16 protein-coding genes and 1 riboswitch are annotated in these 17,702 nt (G+C 62.6%); of the genes, 13 read left to right on the plus strand and 3 right to left on the minus strand.

What is annotated here, in order from left to right:
* The first annotated feature begins 73 nt into the window (after positions 1 to 73).
* The 13 genes from dnaK to radC all read left to right on the plus strand — a co-directional run bounded on the left by dnaK (position 74) and on the right by radC (position 12,106).
* Entirely contained in the window at positions 74 to 1,981 is a 1,908-nt protein-coding gene (gene dnaK / locus GOX53_RS08390) for a molecular chaperone DnaK (RefSeq protein WP_171175270.1), read from the plus strand.
* Positions 1,982 to 2,055: 74 nt separating this feature from the next.
* Positions 2,056 to 3,201, plus strand: coding sequence for a molecular chaperone DnaJ (gene dnaJ, locus GOX53_RS08395; protein ID WP_171175271.1), 1,146 nt, complete (start codon positions 2,056 to 2,058; stop codon positions 3,199 to 3,201).
* Between the two features lie 589 nt (positions 3,202 to 3,790).
* A riboswitch (TPP riboswitch) is annotated at positions 3,791 to 3,895 on the plus strand.
* Positions 3,896 to 3,941: 46 nt separating this feature from the next.
* The gene (thiD, locus tag GOX53_RS08400) at positions 3,942 to 4,745 is read left to right on the plus strand and encodes a bifunctional hydroxymethylpyrimidine kinase/phosphomethylpyrimidine kinase (RefSeq protein ID WP_171175273.1); all 804 of its coding nucleotides are present in this window, start codon (positions 3,942 to 3,944) and stop codon (positions 4,743 to 4,745) included.
* A complete protein-coding gene (locus GOX53_RS08405) occupies positions 4,742 to 5,719 on the plus strand; it encodes an FAD-dependent oxidoreductase (RefSeq protein WP_171175274.1) in 978 nt (325 codons plus the stop codon). Before thiD ends, GOX53_RS08405 begins: the two co-directional genes overlap by 4 nt.
* Positions 5,703 to 5,897: a sulfur carrier protein ThiS gene (gene thiS / locus GOX53_RS08410; RefSeq protein ID WP_171175276.1), complete on the plus strand. Its 195-nt coding sequence runs from the start codon at positions 5,703 to 5,705 to the stop codon at positions 5,895 to 5,897. The genes GOX53_RS08405 and thiS overlap by 17 nt, the downstream gene beginning before the upstream one ends.
* 2 nt (positions 5,898 to 5,899) lie before the next feature.
* Positions 5,900 to 6,670 (plus strand): thiazole synthase, encoded by a 771-nt coding sequence (locus tag GOX53_RS08415; protein ID WP_171175281.1) that lies wholly within the window; start codon positions 5,900 to 5,902, stop codon positions 6,668 to 6,670.
* Positions 6,667 to 7,263 (plus strand): thiamine phosphate synthase, encoded by a 597-nt coding sequence (locus GOX53_RS08420; RefSeq protein ID WP_171175283.1) that lies wholly within the window; start codon positions 6,667 to 6,669, stop codon positions 7,261 to 7,263. The genes GOX53_RS08415 and GOX53_RS08420 overlap by 4 nt, the downstream gene beginning before the upstream one ends.
* Positions 7,260 to 8,225 (plus strand): ThiF family adenylyltransferase, encoded by a 966-nt coding sequence (locus GOX53_RS08425; RefSeq protein ID WP_171175285.1) that lies wholly within the window; start codon positions 7,260 to 7,262, stop codon positions 8,223 to 8,225. Before GOX53_RS08420 ends, GOX53_RS08425 begins: the two co-directional genes overlap by 4 nt.
* Positions 8,226 to 8,242: 17 nt before the next feature.
* Entirely contained in the window at positions 8,243 to 9,178 is a 936-nt protein-coding gene (locus tag GOX53_RS08430) for an ABC transporter substrate-binding protein (protein WP_171175287.1), read from the plus strand.
* Positions 9,175 to 9,858, plus strand: a complete 684-nt coding sequence (gene tenA, locus GOX53_RS08435) for a thiaminase II (protein WP_254446508.1) — start codon at positions 9,175 to 9,177, stop codon at positions 9,856 to 9,858. The genes GOX53_RS08430 and tenA overlap by 4 nt, the downstream gene beginning before the upstream one ends.
* A complete protein-coding gene (locus GOX53_RS08440; RefSeq protein ID WP_171175289.1) occupies positions 9,855 to 10,583 on the plus strand; it encodes an ABC transporter ATP-binding protein in 729 nt (242 codons plus the stop codon). Before tenA ends, GOX53_RS08440 begins: the two co-directional genes overlap by 4 nt.
* Positions 10,580 to 11,314, plus strand: a complete 735-nt coding sequence (locus tag GOX53_RS08445; RefSeq protein WP_171175291.1) for an ABC transporter permease — start codon at positions 10,580 to 10,582, stop codon at positions 11,312 to 11,314. Before GOX53_RS08440 ends, GOX53_RS08445 begins: the two co-directional genes overlap by 4 nt.
* Before the next feature lie 36 nt (positions 11,315 to 11,350).
* Complete coding sequence (gene radC / locus GOX53_RS08450; protein ID WP_171175293.1) at positions 11,351 to 12,106, plus strand: DNA repair protein RadC; 756 nt, start codon at positions 11,351 to 11,353, stop codon at positions 12,104 to 12,106.
* A gap of 194 nt (positions 12,107 to 12,300) precedes the next feature.
* Here radC and GOX53_RS08455 read toward each other — a convergent pair whose 3' ends face one another.
* The 3 genes from GOX53_RS08455 to secA form a co-directional block, all read right to left on the minus strand.
* The gene (locus tag GOX53_RS08455; protein ID WP_171175295.1) at positions 12,301 to 13,860 is read right to left on the minus strand and encodes a substrate-binding domain-containing protein; all 1,560 of its coding nucleotides are present in this window, start codon (positions 13,858 to 13,860) and stop codon (positions 12,301 to 12,303) included.
* Between the two features lie 24 nt (positions 13,861 to 13,884).
* Positions 13,885 to 14,814, minus strand: coding sequence for a hypothetical protein (locus tag GOX53_RS08460; RefSeq protein WP_171175297.1), 930 nt, complete (start codon positions 14,812 to 14,814; stop codon positions 13,885 to 13,887).
* 104 nt (positions 14,815 to 14,918) lie between these two features.
* Positions 14,919 to 17,624, minus strand: coding sequence for a preprotein translocase subunit SecA (gene secA / locus GOX53_RS08465; protein ID WP_171175300.1), 2,706 nt, complete (start codon positions 17,622 to 17,624; stop codon positions 14,919 to 14,921).
* Between the last annotated feature and the right edge of the window lie 78 nt (positions 17,625 to 17,702).

Below are 17,702 nucleotides of genomic sequence, written 5' to 3' on the forward strand. Positions count from 1 at the left end.
ACTGATCGGGGCCGGGATGCCGAAACGGGTTCAGGCCTCGGGACATCGCCTTGAAGAGAAAGGGATCGAACACATGGGAAAAGTAATCGGGATTGACCTCGGCACAACCAACTCGTGCGTGGCCATCATGGACGGCTCGCAGCCGAAGGTCATCGAAAACGCAGAAGGGGCGCGGACCACGCCCTCGATCGTCGCCTTCACCGAAGATGAGCGTCTGGTCGGTCAGCCTGCCAAGCGTCAGGCGGTCACCAACCCCGACAACACTATCTTTGGCGTCAAGCGCCTGATCGGGCGCCGGGTTGACGACGCGGAAGTCGAAAAAGACAAGAAAATGGTGCCGTATGCCATCGTCAATGGCGGCAATGGCGACGCGTGGGTCGAAGCCCGCGGTGAAAAGTACTCCCCAAGCCAGATCTCGGCCTTCACTCTGGGCAAGATGAAGGAAACCGCCGAGAGCTATCTGGGTGAGGAAGTCACGCAGGCCGTCATCACCGTTCCGGCCTATTTCAACGACGCTCAGCGTCAGGCCACCAAAGACGCTGGTAAAATCGCCGGTCTGGAAGTGCTGCGGATCATCAACGAACCGACTGCTGCTGCTCTGGCCTATGGTCTGGACAAGGAAGAAACTCAAACCATCGCGGTTTATGACCTTGGTGGCGGTACCTTCGACGTGACCATTCTGGAAATCGACGACGGCCTGTTCGAGGTCAAGTCGACCAATGGTGACACCTTCCTGGGTGGTGAAGACTTTGACATGCGCATCGTCAACTACCTGGCGGATGAGTTCAAAAAGGAACACGGTGTCGACCTGTCGCAAGACAAAATGGCCCTGCAGCGCCTGAAAGAAGCCGCTGAAAAAGCCAAGATCGAACTGTCCTCGACCTCGCAGACCGAAATCAACCAGCCGTTCATCTCGATGGGTTCGAACGGTCAGCCGCTGCATATGGTCATGAAGCTGACCCGTGCCAAGCTGGAATCGCTGGTCTCGGACCTGATCAAGAAGTCGATGAAGCCTTGCGCCGCTGCTCTGAAAGACGCCGGCCTGTCGGCTGCTGATGTGGACGAGGTTGTTCTGGTCGGTGGTATGACCCGGATGCCGAAAGTGATCGAAGAGGTCACCAAGTTCTTCGGGAAAGAGCCGCACAAGGGTGTGAACCCGGACGAAGTGGTTGCCATGGGCGCCGCCATTCAGGCCGGTGTTCTGCAGGGCGACGTCAAGGACGTGGTTCTGCTGGACGTGACCCCGCTGTCGCTGGGTATCGAAACCCTGGGTGGCGTGTTTACCCGCCTGATCGACCGCAACACGACCATTCCGACCAAGAAGTCTCAGGTCTTCTCGACCGCCGAAGACAACCAGAATGCCGTGACCATCCGCGTGTTCCAGGGTGAGCGGGAAATGGCTTCGGACAACAAGATCCTGGGTCAGTTCAACCTCGAAGATATTCCGCCCGCACCGCGCGGTATGCCTCAGATCGAGGTGACCTTCGACATCGACGCCAACGGCATTGTCTCGGTTTCGGCCAAGGACAAGGGCACCGGCAAAGAGCAGAAGATCACCATCCAGGCATCGGGTGGCCTCAGCGATGAGGACATCGAAAAGATGGTCAAGGACGCCGAGGAAAACGCCGAGGCCGACAAGCAGCGCAAAGAGCTGGTCGAGGCCAAGAACCAGGCCGAAAGCCTCATCCATTCGACCGAAAAGTCGATGGAAGAGCATTCTGACAAGGTCGACCCGACCACCATCGAAGCCATCGAGCTGGCGATTGCCGCGCTCAAGGACGAGCTGGAATCCGAGAATGCCGACAAGATCAAGTCGGGCATCCAGAACGTGACCGAAGCGGCCATGAAGCTGGGCGAAGCCATCTACAAGGCGCAGGCCGAAGAAGGCGACGATGAGCCGACGGCGGCAGATGCCGGTCCGGGCGAGGATGACATCGTCGACGCCGAGTTCGAAGACCTGGACGACGACAAGCGTAACTAACGGGTAACCGGGCCAATTCGGGCCGGTCCGGTTGCCGGGCCGGCCCGATTACGTTGAGGCAGAAGGAAAAACTGATGTCAAAACGCGACTACTATGATGTGCTCGGCGTGTCCAAGGGGGCCTCTGCGGACGAAATCAAGAAGGGTTTTCGCAAGAAAGCCAAGGAACTTCACCCCGACCGCAACAAAGACAACCCAGATGCCGAAGCGCAGTTCAAAGAGGCGAACGAGGCCTACGACGTTCTGAAGGACGCCGAAAAAAAGGCCGCGTATGACCGCTTTGGCCATGCCGCGTTTGAAAACGGCATGGGTGGCGGCGGGCAGCGCCCCGGCGGCGGGTTTGGCTCGGGCGATTTTTCGAGCGCGTTCTCGGACGTATTCGACGATTTGTTCGGCGATTTCATGGGTGGCCGTCAGGGTGGCGGACGTCGGGCCGCGCGCGGCTCGGACCTGCGCTATAACCTGCGGGTGACGCTGGAAGAAGCCTATTCCGGCATGCAGAAAACGATCAACGTGCCGACCGCCGTGTCGTGCTCGTCCTGCGAAGGCACCGGCGCCGAAGGCGGGGTCGAGCCCACCACCTGCCCGACCTGTTCCGGCATGGGCAAGGTGCGGGCGCAGCAAGGGTTCTTTACCGTCGAGCGGACCTGCCCGACCTGTTCGGGCCTTGGCCAGATCATCAAGAACCCCTGTACTTCGTGCAAAGGCGCCGGCCGTGTCGAAAAGGACCGGGCGCTCAGCGTCAACATCCCCGCCGGTGTGGAAACCGGCACCCGCATCCGCCTAGCGGGCGAGGGTGAGGCCGGGATGCGTGGTGGCCCTCCGGGCGATCTCTACATCTTTGTCGAGGTGGCGCCGCATGAGCTGTTTGAACGCGACAGCGTGAACCTCTATTGCCGCGTCCCGGTCAGCATGGCCAAGGCGGCGCTGGGCGGGTCGATCGAAGTGCCGACCATCGATGGCGGCCGTGGCCGCGTACAGATCCCGGCAGGCAGCCAGTCCGGTCGCCAGATGCGTCTGCGCGGCAAGGGCATGCCCGCCCTGCGCGGCGGCGGTTCCGGCGACATGTTCATCGAACTGGCCGTCGAGACCCCCGTCAACCTGACCAGCCGCCAAAAGGAACTGCTGCGCGAGTTCGAGGATCTGGGTGAGGACAACAACCCCGAGACCAAGAGCTTTTTCTCATCCGTCAAATCCTTTTGGGACGGGATGAAGGGCTGAGTAGGCGACTAAAATCGCCTACTCATTTCTTAAGTTACCGGCCATTGATGCTCTTGCATTCTCGGCACTTGGGTTTTCCACCTGTACCGGAACGCAAGTTTTCACGCTCAATGTTGTTGCCAGTATTGCATTCGGTGTCGTCGTGATAAACGTTCGACTTGATCGAATGCCACGGTGCTCTTTTGGCCATTTTGGCCTCCTTTCCCGGATTAACCGGACTAGCGAGGCCGCTCTTGACAGTTTCCGACAACTCGATTCTAGTGTCAGAGTCCAAACAGACGAAAGCGACCTCAGTTGCATTTGCCTGAAGGAAAGCGCTGTCGGGCAGTTTCGCGATTCCCCGACGGCGCACCTTCAAGACAACCCATGATTCCCCGAAGCTGTCGTTGAGTCAATGATTTGATGTGGATAACTCCTGATCCACATCATATTGAGGCGCACGGCAAAATAACGGATGTATTTAGACTGGTGCCACAAAACAGTTGTACTTAAGTCCTGTTGGGCGGGATTTTCTTATTCTTAAGTCCAGATTGACCTCATACCCCTCCTGTCTGGGTCTTGATTCCCGGCCCGCCACCTGAGATTGTCGCGGCAACCGTTGGGGTGCCCTTGTCGGGGCTGAGAGGCGCGGATGCGTCAACCCATCGAACCTGATCCGGGCAATACCGGCGGAGGGAACGGTCTTAGGTCAAACAGACGTTTTCAAAGCCCCGTTGCCCCGAAAGACATGGAGCAACGGCATGGCACCTATTGCCCTGACCATCGCAGGATCCGACAGCGGCGGCGGCGCCGGAATTCAGGCCGACCTCAAGGCGATGTCGGCGCTGGGTGTCTACGGCGCCAGCGTGATCACCGCGGTAACGGCGCAGAACACCCAGGCGGTGACGGCGGTACATGGCATCCCTCTGGACGTGATCGCGGCGCAGATCGACGCGGTTCTCTCCGATCTCGATGTCGGCGCGATCAAGATCGGCATGCTGGCCACGCCCGAGATCATCCAAACCGTGGCCGAAGGCATCGCCGGGTTCACCGGCCCGGTGGTTCTGGATCCGGTGATGATCGCCAAATCCGGCGATGCCCTGCTGGCCCGCGACGCGGTTCAGACCCTGCGCGAGGTTTTGTTGCCCCGCGCCACCGTGTTGACCCCGAACCTGCCCGAAGCCGCCTGCTTGCTGGATCGTCTTGTGGCCGAGACGCGCGAAGAGATGGTGGAGCAGGGCCATGCTCTGTGTGCGCTTGGTGCGCAGGCCGTGTTGATGAAAGGCGGCCATGCCAGTGGCGATATCTGTCATGATCTGCTGATCGCTGATGGCGCGGTTGCGGGCGAATATTCGGCCCCGCGCCGCCTGACGAAGAACACGCATGGCACTGGCTGTACCCTGTCTTCGTCGATTGCCGCCGGGCTCGCCAAGGGCCTGCCGCTGACCGGCGCGGTGGAGGCGGCGCATCTCTATCTGCAGGGCGCGATTGCGCAGGCGGATGCGCTGGGTGTTGGCCACGGCCATGGGCCGGTGCATCACTTCCACATGGTCTGGCCCGCGTGACCGTCTACTCGGTCATAGGGGCCGGGGTGGCCGGGCTTGCGGTTGCAACCGAGCTGGTGGCGCGTAGGGCAAAGGTTCAGGTCTTTGATCCCGGCGGCCCGCCCGGCCCGCATGGCTGTTCCTGGTGGGCCGGGGGCATGCTGGCGCCGTGGTGCGAATACGAAAACGCCGAGGAACCGGTGTTGCGGCTTGGACAGCAGGCCATCGGCTGGTGGGCGGAAAAGACCGAGATCACACGGCGTGGCACGCTGGTTGTGGCCAATGCCCGCGACCTGCCCGACCTGCGCCGTTTTGCCCGCCGCACCGAGCGGTTTCGGGAGGCAAAAAATGGCGAAATCGCCGAATTAGAGCCTGATCTGCATGGGTTTGGCAAAGGGCTGTTCTTTGCGGATGAGGCGCATCTTGATCCACGCAAGGCGCTGCAAGACCTTCATCGCGGGCTGCGAGATAACGGGGTGGAGTTCCACCGCAAACTCGCGCCCACCGGGTTGGAAAACGCCATCGACTGCCGGGGCCTGCACGCGCGCGACCTGCTCTATGACCTGCGCGGCGTAAAGGGTGAGATGCTGGTGATCCGCTGCCCCGACGTGACCCTGACCCGCCCCGTCCGCCTGCTGCATCCGCGTATGCCGCTCTACATCGTGCCGCGCGGCGACGGCGTCTACATGCTGGGCGCGACGATGATCGAAAGCGAGGACAGCAGCCGCATCACCGCGCGCTCCATGCTGGAACTGCTCAGCGCCGCCTATGCGCTGAATCCGGCCTTCGGCGAGGCCGAGGTGCTGGAGATCGGTGTCGATCTGCGCCCCGCCTTTCCCGACAACCTGCCCCGCATCCGGCGGCTGGGGCGGACAATCTATGCCAACGGGCTCTATCGCCACGGCTACCTGCTGGCGCCTGCACTGGCGCAGGGTGTGGCCGATCTGGCGCTTGAGAACAAACATTCGGAGATGGTCGATGAAGATCGTGCTTAACGGCGAGGCCCGCGAGGTGCAGTCCGAAACGCTCTCGGAGTTGCTGGAAGAATGCGGATTCAGTGGCCGGGTCGCGACGGCGGTGAACGAGCAGTTCGTGCCGTCGTCGTTGCGCATCGGCCACCGTCTCGCGCAGGGCGACCGGATCGAGGTCGTCGCACCGATGCAGGGGGGCTGAGGATGAAGACGTTTTACGGCACCGAACTGCCCAACCCGCTGATGCTGGGCACCGCGCAATACCCGAGCCCGGCCATTCTGGAACAGGCGTTTCGCGAAAGCGGCGCCGGGGTTGCCACCGTTTCCCTGCGCCGAGAGGGCGCCGGGGGCGCGGGGCAGACTTTTTGGGCCATGATCCGCGATCTGGGCGTTTTGATCCTGCCCAACACCGCCGGGTGTCACACGGTGAAAGAGGCGGTGACCACCGCCCAAATGGCGCGCGAGGTGTTCGGCACGCCGTGGATCAAGCTCGAACTGATCGGCCACACCGACAGCCTGCAACCGGATGTGTTCCAACTGGTCGAGGCCGCGCGCATCCTGACCGAGGACGGGTTTCAGGTCTTTCCCTACACCACCGACGATCTGATCGTGGGTGAGCGGCTGCTCGGGGCCGGGTGTGAGGTGCTGATGCCCTGGGGTGCGCCGATTGGCTCGGGTCGCGGGCTGAACAATGAATACGCCCTGCGTGCGATGCGGGCCGAGTTTCCGGATGTGCCGCTGGTGGTGGATGCCGGGATCGGCCTGCCCAGCCACGCGGCGCACGCGATGGAGCTGGGCTATGACGCGGTGCTGTTGAACACTGCCGTGGCGCGCGCGGGTGATCCGGCGGCGATGGCGCGGGCCATGGCGCTGGCAATCGACGCCGGCCGGCTGGCGCATGAGGCCGACCCGATCGAGGCACGGGATATGGCCGAACCCTCGACCCCGGTGATCGGAAAGGCGTTCCTGTCATGACGCTGGACCGGTTCTATCCCATCTTCGACCATTCCGACTGGCTGCGCCGGATGCTGCCGCTGGGCGTGAAGCTGGTGCAGTTGCGGGTGAAGGATCAGCCCGAGGATGTGGTGCGCGAACAGATCGCAGTCTCACGCGATCTTTGCCGCGCGCACGGGGCGGTGTTGGTGGTCAACGACTACTGGCAGGCCGCCATCGAGGTCGGGTGTGATTGGGTGCATCTGGGGCAGGAGGATCTGGATGACGCCGATCTGAAGGCGATCCGCAAGGCGGGTCTGAAACTTGGGGTCTCCACCCATGACGATGATGAGCTTGAGCGGGTCTTGTCCATGGACCCCGATTATGTGGCGCTCGGGCCGGTCTATCCGACGATCCTGAAAAAGATGAAGTGGCATCAACAGGGTCTACCGCGTGTGACCGAATGGAAGGCCCGCGTTGGTGACATTCCTCTGGTCGGCATCGGTGGCATGAGCGTCGAGCGCGCACCGGGCGTGTTCGAGGCGGGCGCAGACATCGTCTCGGTCGTCACGGACATCACCCTGAACGACGACCCCGAGACGCGCGTGCAGAAATGGATCGAGGTCACGCGATGAGCCGCTATGCCCGCCAGATGATCCTGCCGGAGGTCGGCGTCGAGGGGCAGGCGCGCCTGTCTGCTGCCCGTGTGCTGGTCGTCGGCGCAGGCGGTCTGGCGGCGCCGGCGCTGCCTCTGCTGGCTGGCGCCGGTGTGGGGCATCTGACGGTGATGGATGGTGATACCGTCGATCTGTCGAACCTGCACCGGCAGACGCTGTTCACCGACAAGGACTGCGGAAAACCCAAGGCGGAAATCGCTGCCGAACGCTGTCGCGAGATCAATTCCAGCATCGTCGTGACATGTACAAGACGGAAACTCACGCCCGAGAACGCTGTACAAATCGTACAAAACGCCGATCTGGTGCTTGATTGCGCCGACAGCTACGCGGCGAGCTATACGCTCAGCGACACCTGTCTGGCGCAGGGCAAACCGCTGATCAGTGCCTCGGTCCTAGGCCTCGGCGGATATGTCGGTGGCTTCTGCGGTGGCGCCCCGTCGTTGCGCGCTGTTTTTCCTGAGGCGCCGGACAGCGGCGCGAGTTGCGCAACGGCCGGTGTTCTGGGTCCGGTCGTTGGTATGATTGGCGCGATGCAGGCGCAGATGGCTCTGGCGCTGCTGCTGGGCCTGGAGCCATCGCCGCTGGGCCAGATCGTGCAGGTCGAGGCCCGCACTTTCCGTAGCACCACGTTTCGCTTCGACACCGCGCCCGAGCCTGAGATGGCATTTCGTTTCGTGGCCCCGACGCAACTCACCGGCGACGACGTGATCGTGGAATTGCGGGACGACACAGAGGCCCCCGACCCGATCCACCCCGCCGCTCACCGCATCACCCCTGACACGGTGGCGGCGCACTTGCCGAAACCGACCAAACGCCTCGCTCTGTGCTGCGCCACCGGCCTGCGGGCCTGGCGCGCGGCGGAACGCATTCAACCGGATTGGCCGGGCGAGATCGTCCTCGTCGCGGCTGCAACTTCATGAAAAGGAAACGCAAAACCATGAAGAAACTCCTTACCGCTCTGGCCATGCTGGCCTCGACCCCGGCGATGGCCGCCGACAAGATGACCGTCCTGCTGGACTGGTTCATCAACCCCGACCACGGCCCGATCATCGTGGCGCAGGAAAACGGATACTTCGCCGAACAGGGGCTTGAGGTTGAGATCGTGCCGCCCGCCGACCCCTCGGCCCCGCCGCGTCTGGTGGCTGCGGGTCAGGCCGATCTGGCCGTGTCCTACCAGCCGCAGCTGCACCTGCAGATCCACGACGGCTTGCCGCTGAAACGTGTCGGCACGCTAGTCGCCACCCCGCTCAACTGCCTGTTGGTGCTCAAGGACGGGCCGATCAAGTCGCCTGCAGATCTCAAGGGCAAGAAGATCGGTTTCTCGGTCGCGGGCGTGGAAGAGGCCGTGTTAGGCACTGTTCTGGGTCATCACGGCGTCAAGCTGGATGAGATCGAGATGATCAACGTGAACTTCTCGCTGTCGCCTTCGCTGATGTCCGGTCAGGTGGATGCGGTGATCGGCGCCTATCGGAATTTCGAGCTGAACCAGATGGACATCGAAGGCGTGCCCGGCACCTGTTTCTACATCGAGGAAGAGGGCGTGCCGCCTTATGACGAACTGATCTATGTCGCCAATCCCGAGACCATGGATGCCGACAAGGTGGCGCGTTTCCTCGCCGCGACCGAAAAGGCCACGCAGTTCATCGTGAACAACCCCGAAGCAAGCTGGGAGGTGTTCTCGGCCACCTCGACCGAATTGCAGGATGAGCTGAACGCCCGCGCTTGGGTCGATACTTTGCCGCGCTTCGCCCTGCGTCCGGCCGGTTTCGATGCGGGCCGGTATGCCCGGTTCGAGCAGTTCCTCAAGGACAGCGGCATGATCGACAGCGTGAACCCGGTCGATGCCATCACCATCGACGTGACCGCGAAATGAGCGGAGCGCCGGACTATGGCCGCGCCTTCGGCCTGATGCGCGAGGGCGCGGGCGAGACGTGGCGGGACTACACCCGCCACGCCTTTGTCGAAAGGCTGAAGGATGGCACCCTGCCGCGCGAGGCGTTCCTGCATTACCTGCGTCAGGACTATGTGTTCCTCGTCCACTTCTCGCGTGCCTGGGCGCTGGCGGTGGTCAAGGGTGAGACGCATGAGGAAATGCTGGCCGCCTCGGCAACCGTGAACGGGCTGATCAGCGAAGAGATGAAGCTGCATATCGGCATCTGCGCCGAGGCGGGCATTTCCGAGGCCGAGCTGTTCGCCACCCCAGAGCGGCCCGAGAACCTGGCCTATACCCGCTTTGTGCTAGAAGCGGGCTATTCCGGCGATTTCCTCAGCCTGCTGGCCGCACTTGCGCCTTGCGTCATGGGCTATGGCGAGATCGGGGCGCGTCTGGCGGATGAGGCCTCGTCGGACGCCTATCGCGACTGGATCGACACTTATGCGGGGGCTGAATACCAGCAGACCTGCCGCGATGTCGGGGCGCTGCTGGACGGCGCTCTGGTCCGGCGGTTGGGCGAGGGTTACGACCAATTGCCGGTCTGGTCGCGCCTTTGCAAGACCTTCGAGATGGCAACACGGCTCGAAGTCGGGTTCTGGCAGATGGGCCTGACTCCGTGACGCCAGCGCCCGGGATAACGGTCGAGGGGCAGGCCACGATTGACGGCGCGCAGCTTTTTGCGCCGCTCTCGCTGTCTTTGGCGGCGGGGCAGTGGACCTGCCTTCTCGGCGGCTCGGGCGTTGGGAAATCTACCGTGTTGCGGCTGATTGCCGGGTTGCGGACGGGGGCGGACTTCGACGGCATCATCCGCGCGTCGGATGGAGGCGAAGTGGTGCCGCGCGTGGGCTATATGGCGCAGGACGACCTGCTGCTGCCCTGGGCGACGGTGACGCAGAACATCATTCTGGGTGCGCGGCTGAGGGGAGAGAAGCCGGATACGGCGCGGCTGGAGCGACTGCTGGGGCGGGTGCGGCTGACCGATCATGCCGGCAAGAAACCGGCGGAACTGTCCGGCGGCCAACGGCAGCGCGTGGCGCTGGCACGAACGCTGATGGAGGACAAGCCGGTCATCCTGCTGGATGAGCCGTTCTCGGCGCTCGATGCGCGCACCCGGGCGGATATGCAGGATCTGGCGGTGGAACTGCTGCGCGGGCGCACGGTGTTGCTGGTCACCCACGATCCGGGCGAGGCCGCGCGGCTGGGGCATTCCATCGTGGTGATGTCGGAGGCCGGGTTGACCCCATGTGCCCCACCGGCTGCGGAAACGCCGCGCAAGGTGGACGATCTGGAAACGCTGGCCGCGCAGGGGGCTTTGTTGCGCCTGCTGCGCGAGGAGGCTGCATGAGGTACGTCCCCGCCCTAGCGGCCACGGTATTTGCCATCGGTGTCTGGCAGGTGATCGTCAGCTTGACCGGCCTGCCGCGCTTCATCCTGCCCGGGCCGCTGCTGGTGGCCGAGACATGGTGGCAGAACCGCGCGGTGATTGCAGAACATACTCTAATTACCGCGATCGAGGTGCTGATCGGGCTTGGCTGCGGTGCGGCGCTGGGAATTGCGACGGCGATCCAGCTGGCAACCTCGCGCATGGCACGGGTGCTGGTGCAGCCGATGCTGGTGTTCACGCAGGCTTTACCGGTCTTTGCGCTGGCGCCGATCCTGACACTGTGGCTGGGCTATGGGCTGTGGTCTAAGGTCGCGATGGCAGTGCTGATCATCTATTTTCCGGTGACCTCTTCGTTCTTTGACGGGCTGATGCGGACGCCACCCGGCTATCTGGATCTGGCCCGCACGATGCAGGCCAGCCCGCGCGCGGTGCTGTGGCATATCCGGGTGCCCGCAGCGCTGCCCTCGCTGGCCTCGGGCCTGCGGCTGGCGGCGGTCTATGCGCCCATTGGCGCGGTGATTGGCGAGTGGGTCGGGGCCTCCAAAGGGCTAGGCTATCTGATGCTGCTGGCCAATGGGCGAGCCAAGACCGATCTGATGTTTGCGGCGATGCTGACGCTGGGGGTGTTCTCGGTCCTGCTACATATCGCCGTGCGCAAGGCCACGACCCGGATGGCGGGCGAGGGGCATTAACCGTCCGGAAACCGATTCGGGGCGAGGCTTTGCGGTATGAGCCAGGATGCCTTTGCCGAAGCCCCAATGCTGTTCGATACCGACGAAGCACCGGTGACGCCGCTGCCGTCGGGACGGTTGCCGTCCTACATCAGGGATCACCGCAAGCGCTTGCGCGAGCGGTTCATGTCTGGCGGCGCCGGAGCGATGCCGGATTATGAGCTGCTGGAACTGGTCCTGTTCCGCTCGATCCCGCGCCAGGACGTGAAACCGTTGGCGCGGCAGTTGCTGGAGGCGTTCGGCGACTTCAACCGGGTTTTGACCGCGCCGGTGGAGCGGTTGCAGGACATCAAGGGCGTGGGTGAGAGTGTCATCACCGATCTGAAGATCCTTGAGGCCTGCGCGCATCGGATGGCACGGGCACGTGTGATGCAGCGGCAGGTGATTTCCAGTTGGGAAGCATTGCTGGATTACTGTCACACCACCATGGCGCATCGCGAGACCGAGCAGTTCCGGGTGTTCTATCTGGACCGCAAGAACGTGCTGATCGCGGATGAGGAGCAGGCCAAGGGCACGGTCGACCATGTGCCGGTCTACCCGCGCGAGGTGGCGAAACGGGCGCTGGAGCTGAATGCCTCGGCGCTGATTCTGGTGCACAATCACCCCTCGGGCGATCCGACGCCGTCGCAGTCGGATATCGACATGACGAACCGGATTCGCGATGCCTGCGTTGCGCTGGGGCTGACCCTGCATGATCACCTGATCATCGGGAAGTCCACCGAATTGAGTTTTCGGTCGGAGGGGTATCTCTGATGGGCATGTACAAAGAGGGGGCTCTGCCCCCGTCCCGGCAAGCCGGGACTCCCCCGGGATATTTTTGAACAGAAGAAGAGTTGGGCGTGCGCTTCAGCACTTTGCGAAAAACTTGAAACACCAAGCATCACGTAACGCGTTGAAATCTATGATTTCAGGCAGCGTTAGGTGAGTCAGGTATTTCGCAAGGTGCTTTATGGCATCCAGACCTCGACGCGGCGGTTGACCTTGCGGCCCCAGTCGCTGTCGTCGCAGGCCATGGGGAGGGCTTCGCCGAACGCTTCAATGCCGATCTCGACGCTTTTGGGGTGGGCGGTCTCGACGGCGTTCAGGACGGCGTCGCGAACAGCTTCGGCGCGTTTACGGGCGATCCGGGTGTTGCCTTGTGCGGGGCCTTCGCCGTCGCTGAAGCCGACAAAGACCAGCTTGCGGGCGTCATAGGCACCGGTTTCCAGCGCATGCGCCAGGCTCAGGATGTTCGACCGGGATTGAGCGTCGGGGCGGGAGGAGCCGGTTTCGAAGCGGAACGAGGTGGTCAGGCGGGCCATCGGGCTGAGTGTGGCGATCATGCGCTGCAGCTCTTCCACCGGGGTTTCCTCTCCGGCGGTTGTGATCGCGTTGGCCAGGCGGTCGCCTTGCGCGCCCATCCGGATCAGCTCGGCCGACTGATCCACGAACCCGGCGCGGCGGATCACGATCTGGGCGGCGGAGCTATTGGTGTAGGCGAGAAACTCGCGCGCGATCTTGGGCAGGCGGCGTGCGGGCAGGTACAGGAACATCGGCGAGGTGAGCGGGTAATCCTCGGTCTTGATGGTCCAGCGGGTGGCGGCGAGGGAGAAGCCGCAGGGCCCGGTCAGGGTCAGCGCCCGCGCGGTACCGGTTTCGGCAAAGCTGGCGATGCCGATGGCAAAGGGATCGGCTGCGACGGCACGGGCCAACTGGCTGCTGCGGGTATGTCTGGAAATTGCTTCGGCCAGTGGCACCCTTGCAGGGCCAAGCAACCGGTCCTCGACCCCCTGAGCCAGCCCCGAACCTGCGGTGGGCAGGTGCAGCGCAATCGGGGCATCGGGGCCACCCAGATCGGACCAGTTGGTAATCTCACCAGCAAAAACGCGGGCAAGATCGGCGGTCGAGATCCGCTGTACCGGATTGTCAGGGGCAACCACCGGCACCATTGCATCGAGCGCCAGCACCCGGGCGCGGTTGGCCTCGGTCAGATCGCCCATGCCCACCTCTTGCGCGCGCTCACGCTCGCCGGGACGAATCTCGCGCAGGGCCATCACGATATCGGCCTCGTTGGCCAGAAGATCCGCAAAGCCTTCGTCGGTGTTGGTGACGTGAAACGTGAACCGGGCCATTGGTGCGTCGCGGCGGGTCTGATGCAGGGAGTAGACGAAATGCGCCTGGTCCAGTGTTTCGCGGTGGGTTTGCAGGCCGTTGCGCAGGGCGAACCCTTCGACCAAAGCGGGCAGCAGAACCTCAGCCATGGTGGAAGAGCCCGACAGAGTGATCTCGGCCACGAAATCGGTCAGACTGGGGCAGGCCGGGCCGTCGCAGGTCACGCCCGAGCCGTCCACGGTCAGCTCTCCGAATTTGGTGTCGACACGATAGAACTCGCCATCGAACCCCAGGAGCGTGCCCGAGATCTCGACCTTGCCATCGCGCGACGACAGGGTGATGTCCTGCGCATGGGCCCCTGTGGCGGGGGCAAGAACGGAAAGTGCGGCGAGAGCCGCCGCACGAAGCCAAGTCATATGAAACCTGAGGTTGCCTGCGGATTACTTGGCGGCGATTTTCAGGTCTTCGACCAGATTATTCAACACCAGAAAATCACCTGTGGCCCCGCAATCCGGCATTGACAGCACCAGATCGCGCGACCGCAGCCTCCCGCCGTCGCGCAGGTCGAAGGATTGGGCGTTGATGTCGCGGCCGCAATTGTCGGCGGTCACCTCGGCCTCGATCGTCAGGGCGATGGTGCCGGATTGGGCCGCCTGCCCGGATGGGAAGGTGTAGATTTCGACAAGCTGCGAGGTGGGAGCCGCCGGGGTGCCGAGCCGGGCCACCTGACCCAAACCGTGGGCTTCGGTGCCGGCCCAAACATGCCCCTCCTGACCATAAGCGGCGCCGAATTCGAGCGCGTGCATCTGAAAGCCCGCCGGGCCTTTCCATTGAAGAGCAACCCGGTCGTAAGCGTCCAGGTCCGCAACTTCGGTCCTCGCCACGGTGCCTTTATTGTTCTCGAAGGCCAAAATGAACACGGCGGTTTCCGAAAGGGCCGGGACGGTAATGTCCAGCCTGCCAAACGCGTCGGTGATGTCGGTGAACATCAGCCCGCTGTGGTGCACGGTCAGGCGTTCATTCACGTTGCAGGGTGCGGCAACAGACAGGGCAACGCTGGCCATCGGCACGGGTTCCGCCGTCGCCTTGATCGCGCAGTCCTCGACGCGGGCGGGTTCCGGGGCGACCGGTTCGGGTTCTGGTTGTGCCAGCAGATCGGCCTTCAGCGTCTGCTCGGCCTCCTGCGGTGTCGCCGAGGTAAGGACGATTCCCTCAAGCTCGCGCATGACCTCATCGTCGGCCTGCTGGCCGGACGCGGTGGTCTGGTCTAGCGATGGCGTATCGCTCAGGCCGTACTGCATCAGATACCCTGTTCCCAGAGCGCAGCTTACGGTACCGCCAACCATCAATATTCTGCGTGCAAGACTCATGACACCCCCCTCCTTCTCAAGGAGCACAGGTCAAGTTCGTTAAAAAAGACGGCCAATATGTGGCCGCCCTTGGGAGTCATTTTGTCAAGTTCGGGGCGGATGGCCTAGGCCAACCGTCCGTGGCAATGCTTGAATTTCTTGCCCGAGCCGCAGGGACATGGGTCATTGCGCCCGGGATTGCCCCATGTGGTGGGGTCATCCTCGACGAATCCCGGGCGTGCATCGCCCGAGGCTTCGGCCTCGGCGATGGCCTCGGCACGGTCGGCGGCTTTCTGCATTTGCGCCTGCTGGGCGGCCATCTGGGCCAGCATTTCCTTTTGCTCTTTCTCAGTCAGAGGACGCACGCGCGACAGTTGCTTGGTCACGGTTTCGCGCAGCCCGTCCAGCATCCCTTCGAAGAGCTGGAAGCTTTCGTTCTTGTATTCGTTGAGCGGATCGCGCTGGGCATACCCACGGAACCCCACGACCGAACGCAGGTGTTCCAGCGTCAGCAGATGTTCGCGCCATTTGCTGTCGATGGTCTGCAGCAGCACCTGCTTTTCGATGTTGCGCATGTTCTCAGGGCCGAAATCGACGGCCTTTTTCGCCATCATGTCATCCGCGGCCTTGATCAGACGCTCGCGAATTTCATCGTCATCGACGCCCTCTTCATCTGCCCAGTCCTTGACTGGAGCGTCCACGCCAAGCTGTTCGATCACCGCGTCATGCAGGCCATCGGTATCCCACTGGTCCGCATAGGTTTTCGGCGGCATATACTGGTCGATCAGATCGTCGATCACTTGCTCGCGCATGTCCGAGACAATCTCGGACAGGTCGTCCGCCGACATGATCTCGCGCCGCTGGCTGAAGATCACCTTGCGCTGATCGTTCATCACGTCGTCGAACTTGAGGATGTTCTTGCGGATGTCGAAGTTGCGCCCCTCGACCTTGGCCTGAGCGCGTTCCAGCGATTTGTTCACCCAGGGGTGAATGATCGCCTCGCCCTCTTTCATGCCCAAGGTCTTAAGAACCTTGTCCAGGCGTTCCGAGCCGAAGATGCGCATCAGGTCGTCTTCAAGGCTGAGGTAGAACACGGTGCGGCCGGGGTCACCCTGACGGCCCGAGCGGCCGCGCAACTGGTTGTCGATGCGGCGGCTTTCATGCCGTTCCGAGGCCATGACGAACAGGCCGCCCGCGTCGAGCACCTTCTGCTTTTCCTCGGCATGGCGTGCCTCTTCCGCGGCGCGCAGTTCGGCGGGGTCGGCCTCGGGGTTGGCGGCGATGGCTTCCAGCACCTTCATCTCGACATTGCCGCCCAACTGAATGTCGGTGCCACGCCCGGCCATGTTGGTGGCGATGGTCACCGCGCCAAAACGGCCGGCATCGGCGACGATCTGCGCCTCTTTCTCGTGCTGGCGGGCGTTCAGCACGTTGTGCTTGACGCCTTCCTTGTCGAGAAGCTGGCTGAGGATCTCCGATTTCTCGATCGAGGTGGTCCCGACAAGAACCGGCTGGCCCTTTTCATTGGCCTTCTTGATCTGGCCGATCATCGCGATGTGTTTCTCGCCAACCGTGCGATAGACCTGATCGTCCTTGTCTTCGCGCGTGATGGGACGGTTGGTGGGCACTTCGACGACGCCCAGCCCATAAATCTCACCGAATTCCTCGGCCTCGGTCAGCGCGGTGCCGGTCATGCCGCTGAGCTTGTCGTAGAGACGGAAATAGTTCTGGAAGGTCACGGAGGCGAGCGTCACGTTTTCCGGCTGAATCTGAGCGCCTTCCTTGGCTTCGATGGCCTGATGAAGACCGTCCGACAGGCGGCGGCCCGGCATCATCCGACCGGTGAATTCGTCGATCAGCACCACCTCGCCGTCGCGGACGATGTAGTCCTTGTCGCGCTGGAACATCTTGTGCGCGCGCAGGCCCTGGTTGACGTGGTGCACGATGGTGGTGCTTTCCGGATCGTATAGCGACTGACCCTCGGGCAGCAGCTCGCGGGCAATAAGCTGCTCTTCTAAAAACTCGTTGCCTTCGTCGGTGAAGGTCACGTTGCGGGTCTTTTCGTCCAGCGTGAAGTGATCGTCCTGCAGCAGTGGGATCAGCTTGTCGATGGTAACATACAGCTCGGACCGGTCCTGTGCGGGGCCCGAGATGATCAGGGGTGTTCGCGCCTCATCGATCAGGATCGAATCCACTTCATCCACGATTGCGAAATTGTGGTGTTTCTGATGCACTTGCGTCAGATCCGACTTCATGTTGTCGCGCAGATAGTCGAACCCCAGCTCGTTGTTGGTGGCGTAGGTGATGTCGCTTTGATAGGCGGCCATTTTCTGATCTTCGGGCTGGCCGGACCAGATTACGCCGGTGGTCATGCCCACCGTCTCAAATACCTTGCCCATCCACTCCGAGTCGCGCTTGGCGAGGTATTCGTTCACCGTCACCACATGCACGCCCTTGCCGGTCAGCGCGTTCAGATAGGCGGGGAGGGTGGCGACCAGTGTCTTGCCCTCACCCGTCTTCATTTCCGAGATATTGCCCTGATGCAGGAAAATACCGCCCATCAACTGCACGTCGAAGGCACGCAGACCAAGGGCGCGTTTGGCGCCTTCACGCACGTTGGCAAAGGCTTCGGGCAGCAGGTCGTCCAGGCCTTCACCATTTTGCGCGCGCTGGCGCAGTTCGGCCGTCTTTTCCTTGAGGCCGTCATCCGAGAGTTTCTCGAACTCTTCTTCCAGCGCGTTGATCTGATCGATCAGCGGGCGGGTCGCCTTGATCTTGCGGTCGTTCGGCGTTCCGAACACCTTTTTGGCGAGCGTTCCGAGTCCCAGCATGTTCACTCCAGCGGATCTGTTCTTATCGTGGTTGCGACAGGCTTGCCCGCCCTGCGCGCAACCCATAGATACGGGGGG

The organism is Ruegeria sp. HKCCD8929 (assembly GCF_013031405.1).
GTDB lineage: Bacteria > Pseudomonadota > Alphaproteobacteria > Rhodobacterales > Rhodobacteraceae > Ruegeria.

Coding starts and splice junctions, on each gene's coding strand:
- GOX53_RS08425 (WP_171175285.1), top strand. CDS start 7,260: ATGAGCCGCTATGCCCGCCAGATGATCCTGCCGGAGGTCGGCGTCGAG.
- GOX53_RS08415 (WP_171175281.1), top strand. CDS start 5,900: ATGAAGACGTTTTACGGCACCGAACTGCCCAACCCGCTGATGCTGGGC.
- radC (WP_171175293.1), top strand. CDS start 11,351: ATGAGCCAGGATGCCTTTGCCGAAGCCCCAATGCTGTTCGATACCGAC.
- secA (WP_171175300.1), bottom strand. CDS start 17,624: ATGCTGGGACTCGGAACGCTCGCCAAAAAGGTGTTCGGAACGCCGAAC.
- dnaK (WP_171175270.1), top strand. CDS start 74: ATGGGAAAAGTAATCGGGATTGACCTCGGCACAACCAACTCGTGCGTG.
- dnaJ (WP_171175271.1), top strand. CDS start 2,056: ATGTCAAAACGCGACTACTATGATGTGCTCGGCGTGTCCAAGGGGGCC.
- tenA (WP_254446508.1), top strand. CDS start 9,175: ATGAGCGGAGCGCCGGACTATGGCCGCGCCTTCGGCCTGATGCGCGAG.
- GOX53_RS08455 (WP_171175295.1), bottom strand. CDS start 13,860: ATGACTTGGCTTCGTGCGGCGGCTCTCGCCGCACTTTCCGTTCTTGCC.
- GOX53_RS08420 (WP_171175283.1), top strand. CDS start 6,667: ATGACGCTGGACCGGTTCTATCCCATCTTCGACCATTCCGACTGGCTG.
- thiS (WP_171175276.1), top strand. CDS start 5,703: ATGAAGATCGTGCTTAACGGCGAGGCCCGCGAGGTGCAGTCCGAAACG.
- GOX53_RS08460 (WP_171175297.1), bottom strand. CDS start 14,814: ATGAGTCTTGCACGCAGAATATTGATGGTTGGCGGTACCGTAAGCTGC.
- GOX53_RS08430 (WP_171175287.1), top strand. CDS start 8,243: ATGAAGAAACTCCTTACCGCTCTGGCCATGCTGGCCTCGACCCCGGCG.
- thiD (WP_171175273.1), top strand. CDS start 3,942: ATGGCACCTATTGCCCTGACCATCGCAGGATCCGACAGCGGCGGCGGC.
- GOX53_RS08445 (WP_171175291.1), top strand. CDS start 10,580: ATGAGGTACGTCCCCGCCCTAGCGGCCACGGTATTTGCCATCGGTGTC.